Source organism: Neisseria elongata subsp. elongata, assembly GCF_900113545.1.
Classification (GTDB): Bacteria; Pseudomonadota; Gammaproteobacteria; order Burkholderiales; family Neisseriaceae; genus Neisseria; species Neisseria elongata.
Genome location: NZ_FOPS01000007.1, coordinates 63,312 through 86,986, shown reverse-complemented (window position 1 = coordinate 86,986; position 23,675 = coordinate 63,312). Strand labels below are relative to the sequence as shown.

Sequence of the window (23,675 nt, the reverse complement as noted above, 5' to 3'; positions counted from 1 at the left end):
ATAATCCCCGCTTTTTTGCCGACGGGGGCTTGTTTTCCCCCTTAGGCGGCACTATTTAGCGAAAATCCGATTTCGAGCCTGAAAGCCGAAGTGCTATTGCAGGCTGTTTCCAAACGGCGGGGCGCACCACACGCTGCAAGACAGGCAGAATCCCGAATATCCGTCCGCCCGCCGCATTATCCGAAAATACCGAGACCACAATGAGTAATCCGCAAGACTACGAAGAACAAGAAGACGACAACCGCCCGCTGACCGCAGAGGAACAGCGCGCCCGCCTGCGCCAGCTGATTCTGCAGGGCAAAGACCGCGGCTACATCACTTACGCCGAAATCAACGATGCCCTGCCGGACGACATGTCCGACGCCGAACAAATTGACAACATCGTCAACATGATTCAGGGTTTGGGTATTCAAGTAACCGAAGAAGCCCCCGATGCCGACAGCCTGCTGATGAACGACAGCGGTACCGGCATGACCGACGACGACGCGGTAGAAGAAGCGGAGGCCGCCCTTTCCAACGCCGACTCCGAATTCGGCCGCACCACCGACCCCGTGCGCATGTATATGCGCGAAATGGGGCAGGTGGAACTCCTGACGCGCGAAGACGAAATCATCATCGCCAAAAAAATCGAAAACGCCCTGAAAAACATGATTCAGGCCATTTCGGCCTGCCCGGGTTCGATTGCGGAAATCCTAGAATTGATTGAAAAAATCCGCAACGACGAAATCAAAATAGACGAAGTGGTCGAAGCGATTATCGACCCGAACGAAGTGCTGCTTAACGAACTGGGCCTAGGTCATTTGGAAACCGTACCGCCCGGCGCACGTCCCGGCGACCACGCCGAAGAAGAGTCCGAAGACGACGAAGATGAAGACGGCGAAGGCGATGCCGCCGATATGGGAAGCGTCAATCTGGAAGAATTGAAACGCGAAGTGCTGGAGCATTTTGCCGTTATCAAAGACAGTTACGGCCTGATGGTCGAGGCTTTGAATGCCAACGGCAGCAACCATCCAGAATACCTGAAACACCGCGACGCGATTGCCCACAAACTGCTGGAAGTCCGCTTTGCCACCCGTCAGATTGAAAGCCTGAGCAGCAGCCTGCGGCAGAAAGTGGACAACATCCGCAAACTGGAGCGCGAAATCCGCGACATCTGCCTCGACCGCGTCCAAATGGACCGCGACTACTTCATCAGCCAATTCCTGCCGAACATCACCGATTTGACTTGGCTGGAAAACGAAATTGCCAAACGCCGCGTATGGGCGAACGCCTTGGAGCGTTTCCAACACGCCATCCTGGAAAAACAGTCCGAAGTGGCGGAAATGGAAAAAACGGCGCAGATTTCCATCGAAGAACTGAAGGAAATCAATAAAAACATGCAAAGCAGCGAACGGGAAACCGCGCGTGCGAAAGAGGAAATGATACAGGCCAACCTGCGCCTGGTGATTTCCATCGCCAAAAAATACACCAACCGAGGCTTGCAGTTCCTTGATTTGATTCAGGAAGGCAACATCGGCCTGATGAAGGCGGTCGATAAATTCGAATACCGCCGCGGCTACAAATTCTCCACCTACGCGACATGGTGGATCCGTCAGGCAATCACCCGCTCGATTGCCGACCAGGCGCGCACCATCCGCATCCCGGTTCACATGATTGAAACCATCAACAAAATGAACCGCATCTCCCGCCAATACCTGCAGGAAACCGGAGAAGACCCCGATTCCGCCAAACTGGCCGAGCTGATGGAAATGCCGGAAGACAAAATCCGCAAAATCATGAAAATCGCCAAAGAGCCGATTTCGATGGAAACCCCGATCGGCGACGACGACGATTCGCACTTGGGCGACTTCATCGAAGACGTGAACAACGTCGCACCGGCGGATGCGGCCATGTATTCCAGCCTGCGCGAAGTTACCGCCGACGTACTGGAAAGCCTGACCCCGCGCGAAGCCAAGGTGTTGCGTATGCGTTTCGGCATCGACATGAACACCGACCACACGCTGGAAGAAGTCGGCAAGCAGTTTGACGTAACCCGCGAACGTATCCGCCAAATCGAAGCCAAAGCTCTGCGCAAACTGCGTCATCCGACCCGTAGCGACAGATTGAAAAGCTTCCTGGACAGCGAAGACAACAAATAGCCGTTTCACAGCAAGAGAGGCCGTCTGAAAAACCATTTTCAGACGGCCTCTTTATCATCGGAACATCAAACACCATCCAAACCCAAACACACAGCCGCAGTTTGTATGGCCAGCCATGGCATTACCGTTCTGTTGGGCGTCGGGTCGCCAATTCATCGCAAAACTGCAACAAATCATCCTGTCGCAGAAACACTTTTCAGACGGCCTCTTGCCGCCACGGACGACTTATCCTTACCCTTCCTGCGATAGAAGCTTGGAATGGCGGCATTCGGTTGCGGCACAGTAAATTCAAATAAGAACGCACATATCGCCATTCCCGCGCAGACGGAAATCCGTGTATCGGATTTTTAGGAATGCTTGGAGGCTGGCGCAAACCCAAATTTTTGGATTTCCGCCTGCGCGGGAATGGTGATGACTTGTACTTTTAAATGGGGCGTGGGTAGCCTAGAACTAATCCGCCCGACGGGAAGGAGTGTCGGCTTTATCCCAAAGACGATATATAGGTACTGTCTCGCAGATTGGTTTTTGAATCGCCACCCTCACTGGCCGCGCAAAAACAGCGCGTCCAATTCTTTCAGTGTGAGTTTGACCCATGTGGGACGGCCGTGGTTGCACTGATTGCTGCGCGGGGTTTGTTCCATATCGCGCAGGAGGGCGTTCATTTCCGGCAGGGTGAGTTTCCGTCCGGCGCGTATCGAACCGTGGCAGGACATGGTGGCGAGGATGCGGTTTTCCCGCGCTTCCACCGCCTGCGACGCGCCGACTTCGGCAAATTCGCGCAACATATCCCGCGCCAGTTGTTCCACGTCGGATTTGCCCAGCATTTGCGGTACGGCGCGCACGGCGATGCGGTTTTCACCGATGGGCGAGAGGTCCAGGCCGAAACGGCGCAGTTCGTCGCCGAAATCAGCAAGGGCGGCCATTTCGCCGTGCCCTGCGGAAAAGGTAACGGGAATGAGCAGCGACTGGCTGTTCAGATGGCCTTGTTCGCCGCGCTGGCGTTTCATTTTTTCGTAGTTCACGCGTTCGGCGGCGGCGTGCATGTCCACCAAAAGCAGGCTGTCTTCGGCTTGGGCAAGGATGTAGATGCCGAGCAGTTGGGCGATGGCGAAGCCGAGCGGGTAGGCGTTTCCGCCGCCTCCGCCGTGCGTTTCGTCCCGGCCGTCTGAAACGGCGGTTTGCGCTATTGCGCCGCCGAAGCGTTCGTGTTCGAGCTGTGCCAGTTCGTCGTCGCGCCGGTAGAGTTCGGCATAGGTGTCGATGGCGCGGCGGCTTTCGTTCAGGCTTAAGCTGCGCTGTTGCGGCATCCGGGCGGCAGAATAGGAAACTGGGGCAGTTTTGCCTACTTGGAGGCCGTCTGAAAACGGCGCATGGCTGCCGCCGTGGTTTTCAGACGGCCTTTCTTCAGCCAAACCCATCATTTTGTGCAGCACTTCGCCCGCATTGCCGACGCTTTCCGTCCGGTCGGCACGCGTGCCGGCCAGTGCTTTGTCGAGGGTGTGGAAAACGAGTTGGTGTACGGCCTGGCTGTCGCGGAAACGGATTTCGGTTTTGGTGGGATGGACGTTCACGTCCACGGCTTCGGGCGGCAGTTCGAGAAAGAGGACGAAGGCGGGCGCGAGGGCTTGGTGGAGCACGTCGCGGTAGGCCTGCTTGACGGCGTGCAGCATGACTTTGTCGCGCACGAAGCGGCGGTTGACGAAGTAATATTGTTGGCCAGTTTTGCCTTTGGCGAAGGTGGGTTTGGCAATCAGGCCGTAAAGCCGCATGCCGCCGCCCCCGCCTTCGACAGGCAATGAGGCCGTCTGAAAATCGCTGCCGAGTATGGCGGCCGCGCGTTCTTCGAGGCTTTGCGGCGGGTATTTGAAAACGGGTTTGCCGTCGCGTTTGAGGCTGAAGGCGGTTTCGGGATGGGCGAGCGCGAGGCGTTCAAGCATGGTGGCGCAGTGGGCGTATTCGGTGTTTTCGGATTTGAGGAATTTGCGCCGTGCGGGGGTGTTGAAAAACAGGTCGGCCACTTCCACGGTGGTGCCTTCGGGATGGGCGGCAGCGGCAACGGGCGACAGGATGCCGTCTTCGGCGCGGATTTCGTGGCCGTGCGCGCTGCCGGGAGTGCGGCTGATGAGGGTAAGCCGGCTGACGGAGGCGATGCTGGCCAGCCCTTCGCCGCGGAAACCCATGCTGGAAACGTGTTCTAAATCGGTAAGGCTGGCGATTTTGCTGGTGGCATGGCGGGAGAGCGCGAGCGGCAGGTCGTCGGCATGGATGCCGCCGCCGTTGTCGCGCACGAGCAGGCGTTTGATGCCGCCGCCGTCCAGTTCCACCTCGATTTCGGCCGCCCCCGCGTCTATGCTGTTTTCGACGATTTCTTTCAGGGCATTGGCGGGTCGTTCCACCACCTCTCCGGCGGCGATTTGGTTGACTAAATGGTCGGGCAGTGCGGCGATACGGGGCATGGCTTCGGACTCGTTTGAGGCTGTCTGTAAATGAGGCGGGCATTATAACAGGCCGTCTGAAATTTGTTTTTCAGACGGCCTGTGCTTGTTGGCGTTTGATTATTTAGTGCCGAAGATTTTATCGCCCGCGTCGCCCAAGCCCGGGATGATGTAGCCGTTTTCATTCAGATGGCTGTCGAGTGCGGCGGTGTAAATTTTCACATCGGGATGCGCCTCGTTCACCCGTTTTACGCCTTCAGGCGCGGCCACCAGCACCAAGGCCTTAATGTTGGTGCAGCCCTTGCTTTTCAGCAGGTCGATGGTGGCGACCATCGAACCGCCCGTGGCCAGCATCGGGTCGATGATGAGAGCAGGACGCTGGTCCATTTTGCTGACGAATTTTTCAAAATACGACACCGGTTCGAGTGTTTCCTCGTTGCGCTGCAGGCCGACCACGCTGATTTTCGCCGTCGGAATCAAATCCAGCACGCCGTCGAGCATGCCCAAACCGGCACGCAGGATAGGGACGACGGTCAGGGTTTTGCCTTTGATGCGCTCGCCTTCCATTTCGCCGCACCACCCCGCGAAGGAAAAGGTTTCGGTTTCGAAATCGCGGCTGGCTTCATATGCCAGCAGCCGCGCCAGTTCGTTGGTGAGCGTGCGGAATTTGTAGGTGCTGCAATCGGCTTCGCGCATCAGGGCGAGTTTGTGCTTGACTAAGGGGTGGTCGATGATATGGAGGTTCATGGGAAATATCTCTGCTTTTTTCAGACGGCCGCAATTATAGGCGAACCATGAATTTCTGTCTTGACGGAAATAATAGAAATAACCATAATAAGCCGTATGAAACTGAATCCGACCACTCAAAAATTCGTGCTCCACTGGGGCGAAATGGGCTCGAAATGGGGCGTAAACCGCACGGTGGCGCAAATCCACGCGCTGCTCTACATCATCGGCAAGCCGATGAATGCGGAGGAAATCAGCGAAACACTAGCCGTGGCGCGTTCCAACGTCAGCAACAGCATCCGCGAGCTGCAAGGCTTGAAACTGGTGCAAACCGTGCACCAGCTCGGCGACCGGCGCGATTATTTCACCACCTCCGACGATGTTTGGGTATTGGTGAAAACCATCGTCGAACAACGCCAACAGCGCGAAATCGAGCCGACGCTGCACTTCCTCAACGAACTGATTGCCACGCCCGAATTCGAACAGGAAAACGAACAGGTGCAAAAACGCATCCGCGACACACAGCAGTTTATGGACATTGCCACTAGCTGGACGAAGGAAATGCTCAAACTGCCCACCGGCACACTGGCGCAGGTTTTAAAACTCGGCACCAAAATCCAGCGTTTCCTGACCGGCGGCAAAAAAGACTGAATCCGCCGCACAATATCGAAAAAGCCGCACAGGCCGTCTGAAAACAGGCTTTCAGACGGCCTTTCCCTGTCTTTTGACTGCCGGATGGCATATAATCCGCCCACTCGAAACACTCTGCGGAAACTATGGAAAAAACGGTGCACAATCCCATGCGCCGCCGTCTGATGCTGGCCGGCGGCGCGCTGCTTTTGTCTTCCCGCCCGATCTGGGCCGGGGCGCAGCGCGAAGAAACCCTGTCGGACGACGTGGCCTCCGTCATGCGGACGTCGGTAAACAACGTCAACCCCGCCCGTTTGGTTTTCACCAACCCGCGCGACGGCGAACGCTGGCTGCGCGACATGTCGGCACGGCTCAGCCGTTTTGTGCCCGACGAACCGTCGCGCCGCCGCCTGCTTATCAATATCCAATACGAAACCACCCGCGCAGGCCTCGATACCCAGCTGATACTCGGCCTGATCGAAGTGGAAAGCGCGTTCCGCCAATACGCCATCAGCAACGTCGGCGCAAAAGGCCTGATGCAAGTCATGCCGTTCTGGCAGCGTTACATCGGTAAACCCGACCACAACCTGTTCGACATCCGCACCAACCTGCGCTACGGCTGCACCATCCTGCGCCACTACCTCAACGTCGAAAACGGCAACATCGTCCGCGCCCTCGCCCGTTTCAACGGCAGCCTCGGCAGCAACAAATACCCCAACGCCGTCATCGGTGCATGGCGCAACCGATGGCAATGGAATTGACCAACCCTGTTCATTTTTAAGGATAAACCATGCAAAACCAACAGAACGATTATCGACATCACGCACCGTCAAACAACGGACAATACTACCAACAGCAGCCCCAACCGATACAAGGCACCAATGCCCTGGCCATCTCCAGCCTGGTTTGCGGCATCATCGGCTGGATAATCCCGATACTCTTCGCCCTGCTGGCCATTATTTTCGGCCACGTCGCCCGCAGTCAGATTAAACGCAGCGGCCAGGGTGGTGCAGGTTTGGCCCTGGCCGGCCTGATTCTGGGTTATATCCAGTTCGTCATCATGTCTATCGGCATACTTGCCGCCATCGCCCTGCCCGCCTACCACGACTACGTTATCCGTTCCAAATGGGTGGAAGCCGATGTCTATCTGGTGCAGGCGCGCGACAAACTGGCCAAACGCATCGCCGCCGATAAAAACAACGCCATCATCATCAACATTCCCGCCGAAGAAATGAACATTCCCGGCATGGAAAAGCACTGGAACGAATTTACGGTGGAGAACGGCGTACTGCATGCCCAGCTCAACCCGAAAAGCCAACTGTACCCTTTGATTAAAAGCACAAACTTGAGCGTTACACCGCAAGTAATGAAAGACAGCATCGTTTGGGAGTGCCAATTCGAACAACAAATGAGACAAAGCCAGATGCCGAAATCATGCACAACCGACGGCAACATCACCTCTTTGTAAGCCGTCTGTAAAGCACCGTTCCAACAACACAGCCCAACCATAAAAAGGCCGTCTGAAAGTTTTCAGACGGCCTTTTCGCATCCTGCCCAAACTATGACAAACCGGGCATCCTTCCCCGATTCAGAATATTGTGCGGATCAAACAATTTTTTCAGCCGACGCTGGATACGAAGCACGTTTTCCTGCGGCAGGGTAAAAGCGGTTTCGCCGGCCCGCAGCGCACCGCGGAACAATGTGGCATGCCCGCCGGCTTCGGATGCGGCGGCACGGATTTCGTCTGCGGGCAGGCCGGTCTGGTACCAGCGCAGGCCGCCGCCCCATTCCATACAAAATGTTCCGTCCAATTCCAACTCGGGCGCGGTATCGGGCACGGATACGCGCCACAACCGTACATCTTCGTTTTCAGACGGCCTGAAGGCAGGCAGGAGCTGCTCGCGCACCGCCAGCCACAAATCGGCATTCGCCCGCCCGGCCAAGCGTTCCCCACCCAGGCGGATTGCTGCCGCCTCTACACCCGCCGCACTGCCGCCGAGACGGACGAATAGCGCGCCGTTGTCCCAAAAACCGGCCGTCAGCGGCAGCGGCTGCCCCATCCGGGCGTGAAGCATCCCGCGGGCGGCGGCAGCCGAACATTCAAACTGCAAGGTGATTTCACGTTCGGGCGCGGGCAGCACCTTCAGCGACACTTCCGCCAACACCCCCAAAGTACCCATTGCACCTGCCATGGTTTTATGGATGTCGTAACCGGCGACGTTTTTCACCACCCGTCCGCCGAAATCGAGCACCTGGCCGCATCCGTCTATCAAACGGCAGCCGAGGACGAAATCCCGTACCGCACCGAAATGCGCCCGCCCGGGCCCGGCCAAACCGCAGGCCACCGCGCCGCCCAAGGTTGCACCCGCACCGAAATGCGGCGGCTCAAACGGCAGGATTTGGCGGCGTTCGGCCAAAGCCGCTTCGATTACCGCCAAAGGCGTGCCCGCTTTGGCGGTGATGACCAACTCATCGGGATCGTAGGCGGTGATGCCGCTGTGGATGCGGGTATCGAGGATGGCGGCCGGACGCACAGGTTCGCCGTAAAAATCCTTGCTGCCGCCGCCCCGCACGGTCAGCGCGTATCCCTCGTCGGCCGCCTGTCGGATTTGTTGCCGCAAATATTGCAATGAAGTATCCATATCCTGCTTTCAGACGGCCTCTGCCTGTATTTTTCAGACGGCCTTAGGGTTATTCGGTCTTTTGATAGTATTTGACGTATTAGCTCGGCCAAATTTTCTGCGAAACAGATAAAAAGCCGATTACTGCAACAGCGGGCGGCGGCGATATTTTGATGGCGCACGGGCACAGGAGGTGGACGAAACGGCAGAACAGGCTTGGAGCGAAAGACAGAAAGAGCCGCCGCACTGTTCGGAAAACCTCACAGCCAGAGAAAACAATACGGCGATAACACGCCATTACCCGTACCATCCAAAGGCGGTTTGCACGCTGGCGAACCGGTGATTAAACAGATGCGTAATCAGATTAAGGATTAGGAAAAGGGCGGTAGGGAGAATCCGTTTTCAGATGGCATCTTATCTGCTTCTCGGCCTTCCCCCGCCTTATCCGTCCAAATGGCTGCTGTCGCGTGCCAACACGGTGCGTTTGCCGCCCGCATCGGCGGCGGAAATGATGCCGTCGGCCTCCATTTGTTCGATGAGGTTGGCGGCGCGGTTGTAGCCGATTTTCAGGTAACGCTGCACAGAGGAAATGGTGGCTTTGTTGGTTTTAATCACGCAGGACACGGCCTCGTCGTACAGCGGATCGCTGCCGCCTTCGTTGCTGCGGCCTTCGTTGGCATTGCTGAAGATGTCGTCGCTGCCGACGCCGCCGGTGAGCAGGTCTTCGACGTAATCGGGTTCGCCGAACTGTTTGAGGTATTCCACTACGCCGTGTACTTCTTCGTCGGAAGCGAACGCGCCGTGTACGCGTTGCGGATAGCCGGTGCCCGGCGGCAGGAACAGCATGTCGCCCTGACCGAGCAGGTTTTCCGCACCCATTTGGTCGAGGATGGTGCGGCTGTCGATTTTGCTCGACACTTGGAAGGCAATGCGGGTCGGAATATTGGCTTTAATCAGGCCGGTAATCACGTCCACGCTCGGCCGCTGGGTGGCCAAAATCAGGTGGATGCCCGCCGCGCGCGCCTTCTGTGTGATGCGGGCGATCAGTTCTTCGATTTTTTTACCCGCCGTCATCATCAGGTCGGCAAATTCGTCCACCACCACGACGATAAACGGCAGTTTTTCCAACGGTTCGGGATTGTCGGGCGTGAGGCTGAAGGGGTTGCCGATTTTGCGGCCGTATGCGGCCTCTTCGCGTATTTTCTGGTTATAGCCCGCGAGGTTGCGTACGCCCAAATGGCTCATCAGGCGGTAGCGTTTTTCCATTTCGTTCACACACCAAGTCAGCGCGTTGGCGGCCAGGCGCATGTCGGTTACCACCGGTGCGAGCAGGTGCGGGATGCCTTCGTAAATACTCAGTTCCAGCATTTTCGGGTCGATCATAATCATGCGCACGTCGTCGGGCGTGGCCTTGAACAGCATGGACAGAATCATGGCGTTCACGCCTACGGATTTGCCCGAACCGGTCGTACCGGCCACCAAGAGGTGCGGCGCGCGGGCAAGGTCGGTGACGACGGGCTGGCCGGTGATGTCCTGCCCCAACGCGAGCGTGAGCTTGGAGGGTGATTCGGCGAACGCGGGCGAATCGAAAATTTCGCTCAGGCGTATCATCTGACGTTTCGGATTGGGCAGTTCCAAGCCCATGCAGGTTTTGCCGGGGATGGTTTCCACCACGCGGATGGAGGCGACGCCGAGCGAGCGGGCAAGGTCTTTTTCCAAATTCAACACGGCATTGCCGCGCACGCCGACATCGGGTTCGATTTCGTAGCGGGTAATGACCGGCCCGGCATACGCTTCCAACACTTTGACTTTGACCTTGAACTCGGCCAGTTTTTCTTCGATGGTGATGCTGTTTTCCAGCAATGCTTCCTCACTCTGCGTCGCATCGGGATTGTAGCTGGCGGGTTTCAGCAGGTTGAGGCCGGGCAGCGGGTAGAGGCCGTCTGAAAACGGCGCGGGTTCGGAAAAACCGGCTTCGCTACCATATACCAAATCACTGTTTTCAGACGGTTCGTCATGTTCAGACGGCTTGTCGGCATAACCGCCGTATTCCGCTTGTTCGGGTTCGGACGGTGCAAATACGTCGTCCAGCCATTCCTGCGCGTCCGCCGCATCGGAATAAATGCCGCCGGCCGCTTCTTCGCCGGCAAACGCATATTCGGCCGCCCCGCCTTCATCCCACGGCTGGATCATTTCGGCTGAAAACGCCACTGATGCAGGCGGCGGGACATCCACGCTCAAAGGCGGTGTCGGCGGCACGGCCGGCGGTTCGACCACCGTGGCATCGGGCGGTGGCACTTCTGCCGGCTTGCTGTACGGATAAGGGGCGAAACGGTTGGCCAGGGCACTGTCTGCACGAAGCGGCTTGGCGGCGGGTTTCGGCTTGACCACTTCTCCGCCGTAATTGGAAATCCGCGCGGAAGCAGGCAGGATGCTGGCATTGTCCACCGTACTGATGCGACGCAGGCGGCGGGACGGGCGTTCCGTCCGGGCCAGGTTGGAGATGACTTCGTCGGCAGGAATGATGCGCGGGGCAATGTCGTTGCGGCGCGCACTTTGCCGCTGCCGCGCCATACGCCGCATCATCAAATTGGCGCGGATGTCGCTTTCCTCTATCGTTTCGGGCGCGTTGAAGCCTTTTTCAGACGGCCTTATTGCTTCTTGTACGGCGGGTTTCGCGGCAAGCGCGTTGAAATTTTGGTTTTTCCGTTCGAGGCGGCGTTGTGCCGCGCGTTCTTCCACGCGCAAAACGGAAGGGTCGCTGTAACTGATAACCGGCAGGCAGGCAGCCGGTGTATGCGGCGGCCTGCTGCCGAATCGTTGCTCTTCATAACGGCCTGGGCGGGGTTTGATTTCATGGGCACGGCTGCCTGCCGCAAGGTTGCGGGTGGCATCGGCCAAAGTAATGATTTCCGCATCGGGCGGCGGGACGTGTTCTTGTACTTCGGGGCTGAATTTTTCGATTAGGGCGGCAGCGGGCTCGCGGCGGAAACGCCCGACCTCGGCTTCGGTAATCACTTCCGCATCTGCAGCCGGTTTGGACGGCGTTCCTTCTATTTCGGCCGCTTCATCCGCCGGATCGCCGCGGTGGGTGTATTCGAACTCCTCCGCCATGATTTCCTGCACACTCTTGCGTTTGAAATGGCCGATTTCGTCGGCGGTAATCACTTCGGCATCGGGCGGCGGTGCGGTTTTGCGCACCTCGGCATCCGGCTCGGATTCGGCGTTTTCGATATCCGTTTCGGACTCCGCCGCATCATCCGCTGCTGCGGAATACACGGGAACGGCCTCGGCAGGCGTTTCCGGCTGCAACGCGGCTTCCTGTTCTGCTTCGGATTCTGCCTCGGGTGTTTGAACCGTTTCCGCAGTTTCCGCTTGAGAGGCCGTCTGAACATTTTCTTCGGCAGGCGGATTTTCCGCCTCTTCCGCCTCTTCCGCCTCTTCCGCCTCTTCCGCCTCTTCCGCCTCTTCCGCCTCTTCCGCCTCTTCCGCCTCTTCCGCCTCCTGCGGCTGCGAGGCGGCAAAAATCGGCAGGTCGTGGAAATGTTCGGTCTGCGGCGAACCTTCCGCATCGGCGGCATTCAGTTTGCGGTAGCGTTTGGGCGCGACTTCGCGCAGCTTTTCCACCGTGCGCTCGTAAACGGCACGGCTTTCGTCGGCATCGCGCCTGTTGTGCCGGCTGTTGTTCAGGTTCGGCTTGGCACCGTAAACGGCTTTGGCCTCTCCGCCGCTTTCCGGTGGCGGGGCGTTTTCGTGCCGGTTGAAATAGCGCAGTTCGCGCTGCCATTGGCGGTCGAGATAAAACCGCCAGCCGACCAAGGCGGCTACGGCAATCAATAACAAAATGCTGACGATAATCCAAAACATAAATTCCGGACGGCTTTCCGTAAGAATGCGTAAAGCCGCCATTTTAGCGTGTTTCGACGGCAAACAGAAACTTTCCGCCGTTTGCCATATAATGTGCGGCTTTCGTCTGAAACATTGCCGGATTATGGATTTCTTCACCGTATGGTTTGAAACGCCGTGGCTCTACGCCGCCTATATCGCTTTGCCCGCCTGCCTGCTGTTGTGCGCCAAACCCGCACTGAAGGCATGGCGGCAAAATCCGCAGGCGTTCGGTGTTTTGCTGTGTTTTTTCGCCGTCTTTTGGTCGTTGGGGGCAGGCTTGGACGGCGGACAGCTCGGCGGTTTGCGCTACCACCTGCTCGGCGTGGCACTGGGCAGCCTGATGATAGGTTCGGCAGCGGCATTTTGGCTGGCCGCCCTGTTTATGCTGCCGCATATACTGCTGACGGTCGGTGCGCAGAATCTGGCGGCCGCCCCGCTCAATGTCCTCGCCGTCACCCTGCCCGCATTGGCGGTGGCGGAATTGCTGCGTTACGCCGTACGCCGTTTCCTTCCACCCAATCTGTTCCTGTATATCTTTATCAACGGTTTCTTTTGCGCCGCCGCAGGCATGATGGCCACCGGCGCGGCAATTACCGCCCTGCTCTCGCAAAGCACCGTCTTTGCCGCCGTGGATTTATGGCAGCAGGCTTTCCCCGTTTTCTTCCTCATCAGCTGGGGAGAAGCCTTCCTGACCGGCATGTTTACCGCCATTTTCGTCGCCCTCAAACCCCAGTTTCTGCTGACTTTCGACGACGATTTCTACTTGAGCCGTCAAAACAACATTTGGCCGTCTGAATCATGAAACTTCCCTTTTTCGCCTCATTGTCGGCAGTAGTTTGCGGCGCGGCATTCGGTGCCGCCGCACGCTGGCTGCTCGCCCTTTGGCTCGACACGCCGGACCAGCCGTTTTCCCGCGCCACACTGTCGGCCAACTGGATAGGCGCGCTGCTTATCGGTTTGGCGGCCGGTTTGGCCGACAGCCTGCCGGACCTGCCGCCGTATTGGAAATTGTGGCTGATCACCGGCCTGCTCGGCAGCCTGACCACCTTTTCCGGTTTTTCACTCGAAATCGTTGCCATGCTGCAACAACAACGCTATTCCGCCGCCGTACTGACCATCCTGTTGCACCTTGGCGGCTCGCTGCTTTTCACTGCAGGAGGGCTGTCCCTCGTCCGCCTGCTCCACCACCCGGCCGTCTGAAAACAACCCCTTGCCCGCACTCCGTATTTTGCGCTTGCATTACGAAGCATTTGCATTTATATTTGCGAACACTATTGAATCCTATTTAACAAACCTCTCAGGGAAGGAATTACGATCATGTTTGTATGCATCTGCAACGCGATTACCGATCACCAAATCAAAGAAACCGTATCGGCCGGCGCTTCCACCTTGAGCGACCTGCAGGCACAGCTGGGCGTTGCCACATGCTGCGGTTGCTGCAAAGATTTGGCCTCCTCCTTCCTGACTGCCGGCAACAATCAGCAAAACAGCTCCGTAACCGCCGGCATCAACATCGGCAACTAACCTCACGACATCAAAGGCCGTCTGAAAACCAAAAAATGTTTTCAGACGGCCTTTTCACTCTTTCAGACGGCCACTGTTGCAAAAACGGGTGCGGCTATATAATGCGCCCGTCCGAACAACCCCCTCCCGCACATGATCTATCCCTGGCATCAATCCGACTGGCAACAGCTTGCCGCCCACTGGCGGCAGCTGCCCCACGCCCTGCTCTTTTCCGGCAGGGAAAATACCGGCAAAACCGCCTTCGCCCGCCATTTGGCCGCCACACTGCTGTGCGAACAAGCAACGGCAGACCGCCAACCCTGCGGGCAATGCCCCTCCTGCCACCTGTTCGCCCAAAACAGCCACCCCGACTTCTACGAACTCACCCCCGAAATACCCGAAGGCGAAACCGTCGGCCGCAAACTGCTGCAAATCAAAATCGATGCCGTACGCGGCCTGATCGAACACATCCAACTGACCTCCGTTCGCGGCGGCAAACGCGTCGTCCTCATCCATCCGGCCGAAAGCATGAACACCCAGGCAGCCAACGGCCTGCTGAAAATACTGGAAGAACCGCCGGCCGACGTCTCATTCCTGCTGGTTTCCCACGACCACGATCGCCTGCTACCCACCATCAAAAGCCGCTGCCGCCAAATGGTGCTTTCCGCCCCCGACCGGCAAACCGCACTGGAATACGTCCGCCAACAACACCCGGCCCACGCCGAAGAACTGCTGGCCTTCCACAGCGGCGCACCGCTCTTTGACGAAGACCCCGGCCAAACCGCCCTGCGCGGGGAACTGCTGCAACTTTTGGCCGCCCCCCGCCTGCTGGCCGTACTCGACTACGCCACCGCCTTCGACAAACAAAAACAGCCGCTGGCCGTTTTTCTCGACTGGCTGCAAAAATGGCTGCTCGACATCGGATTGGCACAACAAAACATGCCTCCGCTCTACTATCCCGCCAGCCGCGAACAATCGGCCGCAGTCGCCGGACGCACCACACCTGCCGCCCTATTCCGGCTAAACGGCCGTCTGAACGAACTCATCCCTTACGGCCGCCATACATTAAGTGTTAAAATGCAACTCGAATACCTGCTCACCGAATACCTGCACTTCTGGCAGAACAAATAGGAAACCGACATATGTCTTCAACCATTGATTACGACTTCAACAAACCCGCCGACATCCCGATTCCGGCAAAAATGATGAACCTCCACATCCCCGACCGGCAATCGCTTTACAACTGTTACATGCCCTTCCTCGAACACGGCGGCCTCTTCATTGCCACCAACGACAAATTCTCCCTCGGAGACGAAGTCCTGTTGGCGCTTTCCTTGGGCAACAGCCAAGAAAAAAAATTCCTGCGCACCAACGTCGCCTGGATTAACTTCGCAATATCCACCGCCGTGCGACCCAAAGGCATAGGCGTGGCTTTCGGCAAAGACGAAATTTGCATTAACATCAAAAACATGATTGAAAAACAACTGGGCACCGCACTCAGAAGCGAGCGCGCCACATTCACACTTTAACCAACCGGCATGAGGCCGTCTGAAAACTGTTTTTCAGACGGCCTCACCCCTTACAAAAACCACACACATGCAACTGATAGACTCACACTGCCACCTCAACTTCGACGGCCTGGCCGGCCGCCTGCCCGAAGTATTCGCCAACATGGCCGCCAACCAAGTTTCGCACGCCCTCGCCGTCAGCGTCAGCAGGCAAAGCTTCGACCAGGTTTTGGCCATCGCCGAACAACACGCGCACATCTACGCCAGCGTCGGCATCCACCCCGACGACCCTGAGGCGGAAGAATTCGGCACGGACGAACTCACGGCACACGCCCGCCACCCCAAAGTCGTCGCCATCGGCGAAACCGGCCTCGACTACCACTGGTGCAAAGGCGATTTGGCATGGCAGCACCGCCGCTTCGCCAACCACATCCTCGCCGCCAACGAAAGCGGCCTGCCGCTCATCGTCCACACCCGCGACGCGGCCGACGACACCATGCGGATGCTGCGCGAACACCGCGCGCACGGCGGCGTCATCCACTGTTTCACCGAAGACGTGCGCGTGGCCAAACTGGCCTTGGATTTGGGCTTCTACATCTCCTTCTCCGGCATCGTTACCTTCAAAAACGCCCAAAGCATTCAGGAAGCCGCACAATACGTCCCGCTCGACAGAATACTGGTGGAGACCGACGCCCCCTTCCTCGCCCCCGTTCCCAAACGCGGCAAACCGAACGAACCGGCCTACGTCCGCCATACCGCAGAATTTGTCGCCCAACTGCGCGGCGACAGCTTGGAAAACATCGCCGCCGCCACCACCGACAATTTTTTCAAACTATTCGACAAAATCCCCCGCCCGCAATAACCGCGACAAACAAACAGGCAAATTCAGAGGCCGTCTGAAACTTTCAGACGGCCTTTCTTGATTCAAGCGAAGCGGTAAGGGAAAAACGACAGCCGGCAATCCGTTTCAAGCCAAAACACCGCATCCATGCCGTCCGACTACCCTACCAATCCGCCGCCGCAGCCATTGTCCCGCATTGCCGCCAAACCTACTTCGGCTGACTGCCTCCGCCGGCTTTGGCATCCCAATAGTCGGCCTGCCGTTTATTCTCGGGCGTTTGTTCCGCAGAGAGTCTGTAATATCGCCACAGCCGTTCGGCGGCGGCCGTGTCGCCGTTTTCCGCTTTCTCCCGCAGCAGGTCGATTTGCTGCGGCCGGAGGTGGTAGATACTGCCGGTGGACACGGGGGCATCGGGATCGTAGCGTTCTTCGTCCAATACTTGTTGCAGGCGTGGCGGGAGGGTGATGCCCCGCCGTTTCAGTTCATATGCCCACGCGGCGGCATCGTGATAACGGTAGACGGCCAAGTGTTCTTCGGCATAGGCCAACAATTCTTCATTGGTCGGCACGGCATCGGAAGCCGTTGGTGGATATTCTTGGGAAGCGGGTCGGTTATCGGGCATGGCGGGACTTTCCCGGCAGGAGGTAAGGAGCAATAAGGCGGCAAAGATGGCCGGCAGGCGTTTCATGTTTTTCACTCCGATAAAAGGTTTGAAAAGACGGCAGGCGGAAGGAAGCCGATAAACGGAGGCCGTCTGAAAAACAGTTTTCAGACGGCCTTTTCATTTACATCACATCCAACACATCAATGCCCAGCAAATCCAAGCCTTGTTTCAGCGTGTCGCCGGTGAGCTTCGCCAGTTGCAGGCGGCTGTTGCGGGTTGCACCTTCGGCTTTGAGTATCGGGCAGGCTTCGTAGAAGCGGCTGAACAGGGTGGCGGTTTGGTAGAGGTAGGCGGCGAGGTAGTGCGGATACGCCGTGTCCGCCACGCTTTGCAGCACGTCTTCGAATTTTAGCAGCTCGGTAGCAAGCTGTTTTTCCAGCGGTTCGGTCAAAACGGTGGGCGCGGTTGCGTCCCATTCGCCGGCTTTGCGCAACACGCTTTGCACGCGGGTGTAGGCGTATTGCAGGTAGGGGGCGGTGTTGCCTTCAAACGAGAGCATGGCATCCCAGTCGAACACATAATCGCTGGTGCGGTTTTTGCTCAAATCGGCGTATTTGACCGCGCCGATACCGACGGTTTTGCCGATTTTCGCCACTTCGTCCGCGCCCAATTCGGGATTTTTTTCTTTCACCAAAGCGGTGGCGCGCTCGACGGCTTCGGTCAGCAGGTCAACCAGTTTTACGGTATCGCCGCTGCGTGTTTTGAACGGTTTGCCGTCTTTGCCCATCATGGTGCCGAAGCCGATAAACTCGGCTTTTGCATCTTCAGGCAGATAGCCTGCTTTGCGGGAAGTGGTGAAAAGTTGTTCGAAGTGCAGGGCTTGGCGGTGGTCGACGACGTAGAGCAGGCGGTCGGCTTTCAGACGACCTATGCGGTAGCGCAGGCACGCCAAATCGGTGGAAGCGTAAAGGAAGCCGCCGCCTTGTTTTTGCACGATAAATGCGGCGGGTTCGCCTTCTTTGTTTTTAAACTCGTCCAAGAACACGACTTTCGCGCCGTCGTCTTCGACCGCCAGACCTTTTTGAACCAAATCATCGACCACGGGCTGCAAATCGTCGTTGTATTTCGATTCGCCCGCCACGTCCTCAGGACGCAGTTTCAAGCCCAGCGTGTCGTAAACGACTTGGGCGTGCGAGAGCGAAATATCGACAAACTGTTTCCACAACGCCAACACGGTTTCATCGCCGCCTTGCAACTTCACAACGTATTCGCGCGCGGTGTCGGCAAAGGCGGTGTCTTCGTCAAAGCGCACTTTGGCTGCACGGTAAAACTGCTCCAAATCCGCCAGTTCAAACGCGGCATTGTCTTTTTGCTGCTCGACCAGATAAGCGACCAACATGCCGAACTGCGTACCCCAGTCGCCGACGTGGTTTTGGCGGATGACGGTGTTGCCGATAAATTCCAACACGCGCGAAATGCTGTCGCCGATGATGCTGGAACGCAGATGTCCGACGTGCATCTCTTTTGCCAGATTGGGCGAGGAATAGTCGATGACGACGGTTTGCGGCTGTTCGGTTTTGCGGATGCCCAAATGGCCGCTGTGCAGCGCGTGGGAAAGGCTTTGCGCCAAAAAGTCGGCGCGCAGGCGCAGGTTGATGAAACCCGGGCCGGCAACTTCCGCGCTTTCAATTACATGATTGCCCGACAGTTTGTCGGCCACCTGTTGCGCCAGTTCGCGCGGATTGCGGTTATGGCGTTTGGCGGCGGCCATCACGCCGTTGATTTGATAGTCGCCGTGTTCGGCGTTTTTAGTCGGCTGTAAAACAATCGGGCTTGAAGCCAGCCCGCAGGCGGCAAAGGCGGCTTCTACTTCGGCGGCAACGGCTTGGGAGAGTTTCATAACGTTCGGCTTTCTTGTTTTGAGGCCGTCTGAAAAACGGTTTTCAGACGGCATCTTTATCGTATAGGTGCAAAAGAAGGGAAACCCGCATTCTACCGCAGAGGCCGGATGCGATAAACCGTTTCCCGCCGCTTTAGGCCGTCTGAAAAGGCGTTATACTGTCGGCCATCGATATGACATCATCAGGAGAGGAAATGGATACTTTGGACGTTTTGGCGGTATTGCGGCAGTTGCAGGACAACATTTGTGCCGCATTGGAAGCGGAGGAAGACGGCGCGGCATTCGTTGCCGACCATTGGCAGAGCCATTTGGGAAGCGGCGAAAGCCGCGTATTGAAACAGGGCGCGGTGTTCGAACAGGCGGGCGTGAATTTTTCGCATGTGAAAGGTGCGTCCATGCCCGCCGCCGCCACGGCGCACCGCCCCGAGCTGGCCGGAGCGGCATTTGAAGCGATGGGCGTGTCGCTGGTCATCCATCCGCGCAACCCTTATGTGCCGACCAGCCACGCCAATGTGCGCTGTTTCATTGCCTATCCAAAAGATGCCGAACCGGTGTGGTGGTTCGGCGGCGGCTTCGACCTGACGCCGTTTTACCCTTTCGACGAAGACATCGTGCACTGGCATCAAACGGCAAAAAACTTGTGCGACCGTTTTTCAGACGGCCTCTACGATGAATACAAAGACTGGTGCGACCGCTATTTCTATCTCAAACACCGCGAAGAAACGCGCGGGGTCGGCGGCTTGTTTTTCGACGATTTGAACCGCTGGGATTTCGCCACCTGCCTGAACTTTATCCGCGAAACGGGCGAGGCCTATATCGAAGCCTACCGTCCCATCGTCGCCCGCCGCAAAAACACGCCCTACGGCGAACGCGAACGGCAGTTTCAGCTTTACCGCCGCGGCCGTTATGTCGAATTCAACCTGGTATTCGACCGCGGCACGCACTTCGGCCTGCAAAGCGGCGGGCGCACGGAAAGCATCCTGATGTCGATGCCGCCGCTGGTGCGCTTCGAATACGGCTACCGCCCCGAAGAAGGCAGCGACGAGGCGAAGCTGCAGGATTATCTGAAACCGCGCGACTGGCTGGGCAAATCAGAGAAAGCCTGAGCCGTTTAACGGGCAAAGCAATGCGCTTGATATGCCGTCATCTCGGAGAACGGCATCCTTCCGGTAAAGACTCCGCATCGGCGCGGAAAAGCGAAATCATCCGCTGCCCGGTTTCATGGCCGCCCCACATTTTTTCAGACGGCCTCTACGGCGGACAAAGAAAAGGCAGGCCTTTTGACAGGTCTGCCTTTTCTTTGCGCCAAACCGGCTATGGTGCCGCACCCTCGTCGTCAAACTCAGGCTCGGCTTCGGATTCGAACACCTTGCCGTTCAGCTTCAACTGCCCTTGGGCAATCTCCACCCGCGTGGCGACATTGTCGTCTTTCAAGGTCAGATAACCGTTGTCGGCCATCACATTGACCGTACTTTTCACCATCAGGCGCAAGGTTTCGTTGATGTCTTCCATGCTCGCCGTACCGGCCGCCTCGTCTTCTGGATTGACGGTAAACAGGCTGCGCGCCTGGCTGACGGCCATGTCTTCAAGCAAAGGCTCGGGCAGGTCGAATTTGAAATCGGCCCGGGTTTTTTTCAACATCAGGGAGACATCGTCCAAATCGGCTTTGCTCAGGCCGTTGAAAGAAAGTTGGCCGTCGGCATGGATTTTCCCCTTCGGCAGGGTGAAATCGAATGCGCGGACTTTGATAATCGGATTGCCGGTAAACAAACCCGAAGCCTCGTTGCGCGCGGTATGGAGCAAGGCTTTTTGAATTTCGTCCTCGCTCATGTTTTTCGAAGCGACTTCCGCCATTGTCCGCTTGATGGCCAACAGGGATTTCGCTTCCAGATGTTCGGCCGCGACATCGATGTCCAGCGGGCCGTAGTTTTCGTCGCCGTAGGCCAGGCGGTCGAAACGGAAGCGGCCTTCGGTATTCGCCCAGCCGCCCTCTTCGTTCATGCGCGTGTCGAATTGCAGCTTGCTGACGGTGATTTTAGACGGCGGCACGGTGCCGGTGGGATTGATGAACGCCCCGATTTGCAAATCGGTTACCAAATTCACCAATTCGTTCAATTTGATGTTGTAATCGATGCCTTCCTGCCATTGGAGCGACAGTTTGTCCAATTTGAAACTGCTGCTGCCGACGGCCAGCTTGCTCGGGCTGTCGTAGGTATCACTGCCGATTTGCAGGTTTTCCATCCGGATGTCGCCCTTGTCGGCAAGCTTGATGTGCAGCAGCGGGGCTTGGTAATTACTTTTAAAGCTGGCCCATCCGGAAGTGTAGGAAGTTTCTCCGCTCAAGCCTTTCCAATTCAGGGCGATGCCCGACAATTCCTCATAATCAAACGCGGGCACGGACAGGTTCAGACGGCCTCCTCCGCCCAAACCGATGGTATTGGTCAGCGTTACCGGTGCTTGTTCGCCGAAAAAGCGTTTCAACACTTTTCCCGCTTCGGGGCTATAGCGGAATTCGCTTTCAACCCGTGCGGCGGCAGGCTGCAAGCCGTCGGCAAACGGGCCGTGTTTGACATGGTTGATGACGGTAACCGGCTCGGACAGCACGGTTTTCAGATTATCGGGCAGATAATTGCCCGCATTGTTCAGCAATGACGGCTTCAGCCTGACTTCCAAAGTTTCCGTCGATTCGAACCAGCCGCGCTCGTAACGGCGCGATTCGACGGTGAGGAAACCGTTTTCCTGCAGCAGGCGGTATTGGTCTGCCAACACCTGCTCGGCCTGCCCGCCGAAATAATAAGGCGCACCTCCGAAAAACAAGGCGCCCGACGCCACCACGCCCGCAGATGCGGCAATCAGCTTTTTCTTCATCGTATTTCGCAACGCTTGGAATTCAAAGCGGCAAGCATAGCATCATTTACCCGCTTTGTCTTTTCAGACGGCCTTTTCCCGCATGAAAAAAGGCGTTTCCCACCACATGTTATCCGTTATAATGACTGCCTTCACGAAAGGAGCGACAACATGTACGACTACCAATCCGACGCCACCAAATTCCTCAACGAATACATCGAAAAACACCCCGAAGAAGCCGAACGCCGTCTGAAAAACCGCGACCTGCTCTGGGATGTCGAACTCAAAGCCGAAGAACAGGCCGCCTTTGCCGCCGCCAGCGTGGCCAAAAAGCCCTACACCTACTACTCCTACGACGACTAAACCGCCCAGATGAGCACCCGCACCACCGTCTTCACGCCCGAACTTTTAGACTACCTGCGCCGCATCGGCGAAGCCGAACCGCCCGTCTTGCAGCGTCTGCGGGAGCGTACCGCCGGGCACCGCATGGGCAAAATGGCCGTCGCGCCCGAACAGGCCGCCGTACTCTCTTGGCTCGTCCGCCTGACCGGTGCGGAAAAATACCTTGAAATCGGCGTATTTACCGGCTACAGCAGCACCGCCGTGGCCCTTGCACTGCCCGACCACGGCCGCATCACCGCCTGCGACATCAACGCCAGCTTTACCGAACACGCGCAACAGGCGTGGCGCGAAGCGGGCGTGGCGCACAAAATCAGCCTCCACCTCCAGCCCGCCCTATTCACCCTCGACGAACTGCTGGAAAACGGCGAAGCGGAAAGCTACGACATCGCCTTTATCGATGCCGACAAACCGCCCACCCCGCAATACTACGAACGCTGTCTGCAACTGGTGCGCAAAGGCGGCATCATCGCCATAGACAACCTCCTGCTCGGCGGCCGCATCCTGTCCGAAAACGATGCCGACGCCCCGCCGTCATTGTCTGTTTTGCAGGCATTCAACGCCTCCTTGCCCGGCGACCCGCGCGTGAACGCCATCACCCTTCCCGTCGGCGACGGGCTGACACTCCTCATTAAACAATAAGGCCGTCTGAAAAACGCCGCCGCATTTTTCCGCTGCATGACCATGAAACACCTCGCCTCCGCCACTTCCGTCCTGCTACTGGCCGCCTGCACCGCCGTTCCCCCGGCCGCCCCCAAGCTGCCGCCGGAACAGCCGCAGCCGCCTTCCGCAACAGAAAACGTCCCCTACCCCGTCCCAGACCTGCAAAGCCAGATCGACAACATGGGCATGGAAATCGCCAAGCTCCAAAATCAAATCGACACCCTGCAAACCCGTATCCGGCAGCTCGAACGCAACCGTCCGGCGCGCACTGCCGTAACCGTCCGCGACAATACCCGGCACAGCAGTGAAAAACCGTCCGCAGCCCCTGCCGACAGCCCGCTTGAATCCGCGCGCAAACAATACCGCAGCGGCAACTTCGCCGCCGCCGCCAAACTGCTGCAGGCCAGCGAAAGCGGCGGCAGCGGCAGCGAACACGACCGCCAAAGCATGTACCTGCTCATGCAGAGCCACCAACGCCTCGGCAACTGCGAATCCGTCATCAACATCGGCAACCGTTACATCTCGCGTTTCCGCAACAGTTCCGAAGCCGCCGACGCCATGTTCTCCATCGGCCAATGCCAGTGGAACATGCAGCAGCGCGACGTTGCCAGAGACACTTGGCGCAAGCTGATGCTCATTTACCCCGACAGTGCGGCGGCAAAAAAAGCCGCGAAACACGCGGACAAATATTGATGCCCTCCAGAAAACGGCAGGCCGTCTGAAAAAATAAAACGGCGCGGATTTCCGCGCCGTTTCCCATATCGACCGTTGCCAAAAATCAGCCGCCGCACACGCCGCAGCAGCCGCTTTCGGTGGTTTCGCCTTTGTTGTCGTCGATCACCGGCAGCTCGATTTCCTCTTTCGGCTGCTGGTTTTGTTCGTCGTCATAAGTATCTACTTTGATTTTGTTTTCTTCCTGGCTCATGATTCTGCCTTTCTTTAGGGGGTTGTAAAAGGGCGCATTGTAAAGCA

General features: G+C 57.5%; 22 protein-coding genes. 14 read left to right on the top strand and 8 right to left on the bottom strand.

The features are described 5' to 3' along the window. The first annotated feature begins 200 nt into the window (after window positions 1–200). Entirely contained in the window at window positions 201–2,138 is a 1,938-nt protein-coding gene (gene rpoD, locus BM261_RS08170; RefSeq protein ID WP_074897290.1) for an RNA polymerase sigma factor RpoD, read from the top strand. A 539-nt stretch (window positions 2,139–2,677) separates the two neighbouring features. Here the strand turns inward: rpoD and mutL are convergent. Together mutL and upp are read right to left on the bottom strand one after the other, a co-directional pair. After that, window positions 2,678–4,594 carry a DNA mismatch repair endonuclease MutL gene (gene mutL / locus BM261_RS08165; RefSeq protein ID WP_074897288.1) on the bottom strand — a complete coding sequence of 639 codons (1,917 nt, stop codon included), beginning with the start codon at window positions 4,592–4,594 and terminating at the stop codon, window positions 2,678–2,680. Window positions 4,595–4,693: 99 nt separating this feature from the next. After that, window positions 4,694–5,320: a uracil phosphoribosyltransferase gene (gene upp, locus BM261_RS08160; protein WP_074897285.1), complete on the bottom strand. Its 627-nt coding sequence runs from the start codon at window positions 5,318–5,320 to the stop codon at window positions 4,694–4,696. Between the two features lie 96 nt (window positions 5,321–5,416). On the opposite strand from upp, the gene BM261_RS08155 reads away from it, so the two are divergent. From BM261_RS08155 to BM261_RS08145, 3 genes are all read left to right on the top strand, one after another. Continuing rightward, window positions 5,417–5,950, top strand: coding sequence for a GbsR/MarR family transcriptional regulator (locus BM261_RS08155; protein ID WP_074897283.1), 534 nt, complete (start codon window positions 5,417–5,419; stop codon window positions 5,948–5,950). Between the two features lie 125 nt (window positions 5,951–6,075). Then, window positions 6,076–6,690, top strand: coding sequence for a lytic transglycosylase domain-containing protein (locus tag BM261_RS08150; protein WP_074897281.1), 615 nt, complete (start codon window positions 6,076–6,078; stop codon window positions 6,688–6,690). Between the two features lie 29 nt (window positions 6,691–6,719). Continuing rightward, the gene (locus BM261_RS08145) at window positions 6,720–7,397 is read left to right on the top strand and encodes a DUF4190 domain-containing protein (RefSeq protein ID WP_074897279.1); all 678 of its coding nucleotides are present in this window, start codon (window positions 6,720–6,722) and stop codon (window positions 7,395–7,397) included. A gap of 91 nt (window positions 7,398–7,488) precedes the next feature. Here the strand turns inward: BM261_RS08145 and glcE are convergent, their stop codons facing one another. Continuing rightward, a complete protein-coding gene (gene glcE, locus BM261_RS08140; RefSeq protein ID WP_074897276.1) occupies window positions 7,489–8,571 on the bottom strand; it encodes a glycolate oxidase subunit GlcE in 1,083 nt (360 codons plus the stop codon). Window positions 8,572–8,991: 420 nt separating this feature from the next. Then, window positions 8,992–12,417 (bottom strand): DNA translocase FtsK, encoded by a 3,426-nt coding sequence (locus tag BM261_RS08135; RefSeq protein ID WP_240317868.1) that lies wholly within the window; start codon window positions 12,415–12,417, stop codon window positions 8,992–8,994. A gap of 25 nt (window positions 12,418–12,442) precedes the next feature. Between BM261_RS08135 and BM261_RS08130 the strand changes: the two genes are divergently transcribed. The 6 genes from BM261_RS08130 (at window position 12,443) to BM261_RS08105 (ending at window position 16,311) form a co-directional block, all read left to right on the top strand. Then, complete coding sequence (locus tag BM261_RS08130) at window positions 12,443–13,240, top strand: energy-coupling factor ABC transporter permease (protein WP_240317867.1); 798 nt, start codon at window positions 12,443–12,445, stop codon at window positions 13,238–13,240. Then, window positions 13,237–13,638 carry a fluoride efflux transporter CrcB gene (gene crcB / locus BM261_RS08125; protein ID WP_074897272.1) on the top strand — a complete coding sequence of 134 codons (402 nt, stop codon included), beginning with the start codon at window positions 13,237–13,239 and terminating at the stop codon, window positions 13,636–13,638. The genes BM261_RS08130 and crcB overlap by 4 nt, the downstream gene beginning before the upstream one ends. A 117-nt stretch (window positions 13,639–13,755) precedes the next feature. Beyond that, entirely contained in the window at window positions 13,756–13,962 is a 207-nt protein-coding gene (locus BM261_RS08120) for a (2Fe-2S)-binding protein (RefSeq protein ID WP_003772222.1), read from the top strand. A 132-nt stretch (window positions 13,963–14,094) separates the two neighbouring features. Continuing rightward, window positions 14,095–15,072, top strand: a complete 978-nt coding sequence (holB, locus tag BM261_RS08115) for a DNA polymerase III subunit delta' (RefSeq protein WP_074897271.1) — start codon at window positions 14,095–14,097, stop codon at window positions 15,070–15,072. Window positions 15,073–15,083: 11 nt separating this feature from the next. Next, the gene (locus BM261_RS08110) at window positions 15,084–15,470 is read left to right on the top strand and encodes a PilZ domain-containing protein (protein ID WP_074897269.1); all 387 of its coding nucleotides are present in this window, start codon (window positions 15,084–15,086) and stop codon (window positions 15,468–15,470) included. 67 nt (window positions 15,471–15,537) lie between these two features. Beyond that, a complete protein-coding gene (locus BM261_RS08105) occupies window positions 15,538–16,311 on the top strand; it encodes a TatD family hydrolase (RefSeq protein WP_074897267.1) in 774 nt (257 codons plus the stop codon). A 187-nt stretch (window positions 16,312–16,498) separates the two neighbouring features. Here the strand turns inward: BM261_RS08105 and BM261_RS08100 are convergent, their stop codons facing one another. Together BM261_RS08100 and argS are read right to left on the bottom strand one after the other, a co-directional pair. Further along, entirely contained in the window at window positions 16,499–16,978 is a 480-nt protein-coding gene (locus tag BM261_RS08100) for a hypothetical protein (protein ID WP_074897265.1), read from the bottom strand. Between the two features lie 97 nt (window positions 16,979–17,075). Continuing rightward, complete coding sequence (gene argS, locus BM261_RS08095) at window positions 17,076–18,794, bottom strand: arginine--tRNA ligase (protein ID WP_074897263.1); 1,719 nt, start codon at window positions 18,792–18,794, stop codon at window positions 17,076–17,078. A gap of 194 nt (window positions 18,795–18,988) precedes the next feature. On the opposite strand from argS, the gene hemF reads away from it, so the two are divergent. Next, window positions 18,989–19,900, top strand: coding sequence for an oxygen-dependent coproporphyrinogen oxidase (gene hemF, locus BM261_RS08090; protein ID WP_074897260.1), 912 nt, complete (start codon window positions 18,989–18,991; stop codon window positions 19,898–19,900). A gap of 208 nt (window positions 19,901–20,108) precedes the next feature. Here hemF and BM261_RS08085 read toward each other — a convergent pair whose 3' ends face one another. Beyond that, window positions 20,109–21,662: a YdgA family protein gene (locus tag BM261_RS08085; protein ID WP_074897258.1), complete on the bottom strand. Its 1,554-nt coding sequence runs from the start codon at window positions 21,660–21,662 to the stop codon at window positions 20,109–20,111. A gap of 150 nt (window positions 21,663–21,812) precedes the next feature. Between BM261_RS08085 and BM261_RS08080 the strand changes: the two genes are divergently transcribed. From BM261_RS08080 to BM261_RS08070, 3 genes are read left to right on the top strand one after another with little or no spacing between them, the layout of a single operon-like run. Next, window positions 21,813–22,004, top strand: coding sequence for a DUF3460 family protein (locus BM261_RS08080; protein ID WP_049249118.1), 192 nt, complete (start codon window positions 21,813–21,815; stop codon window positions 22,002–22,004). A 9-nt stretch (window positions 22,005–22,013) separates the two neighbouring features. Beyond that, window positions 22,014–22,682 (top strand): class I SAM-dependent methyltransferase, encoded by a 669-nt coding sequence (locus BM261_RS08075; protein ID WP_074897256.1) that lies wholly within the window; start codon window positions 22,014–22,016, stop codon window positions 22,680–22,682. 36 nt (window positions 22,683–22,718) lie between these two features. Further along, window positions 22,719–23,396 (top strand): tetratricopeptide repeat protein, encoded by a 678-nt coding sequence (locus BM261_RS08070; RefSeq protein ID WP_074897254.1) that lies wholly within the window; start codon window positions 22,719–22,721, stop codon window positions 23,394–23,396. Between the two features lie 85 nt (window positions 23,397–23,481). Here BM261_RS08070 and BM261_RS12680 read toward each other — a convergent pair whose 3' ends face one another. Then, window positions 23,482–23,628, bottom strand: coding sequence for a hypothetical protein (locus BM261_RS12680; protein WP_167659715.1), 147 nt, complete (start codon window positions 23,626–23,628; stop codon window positions 23,482–23,484). Window positions 23,629–23,675: the final 47 nt, after the last annotated feature.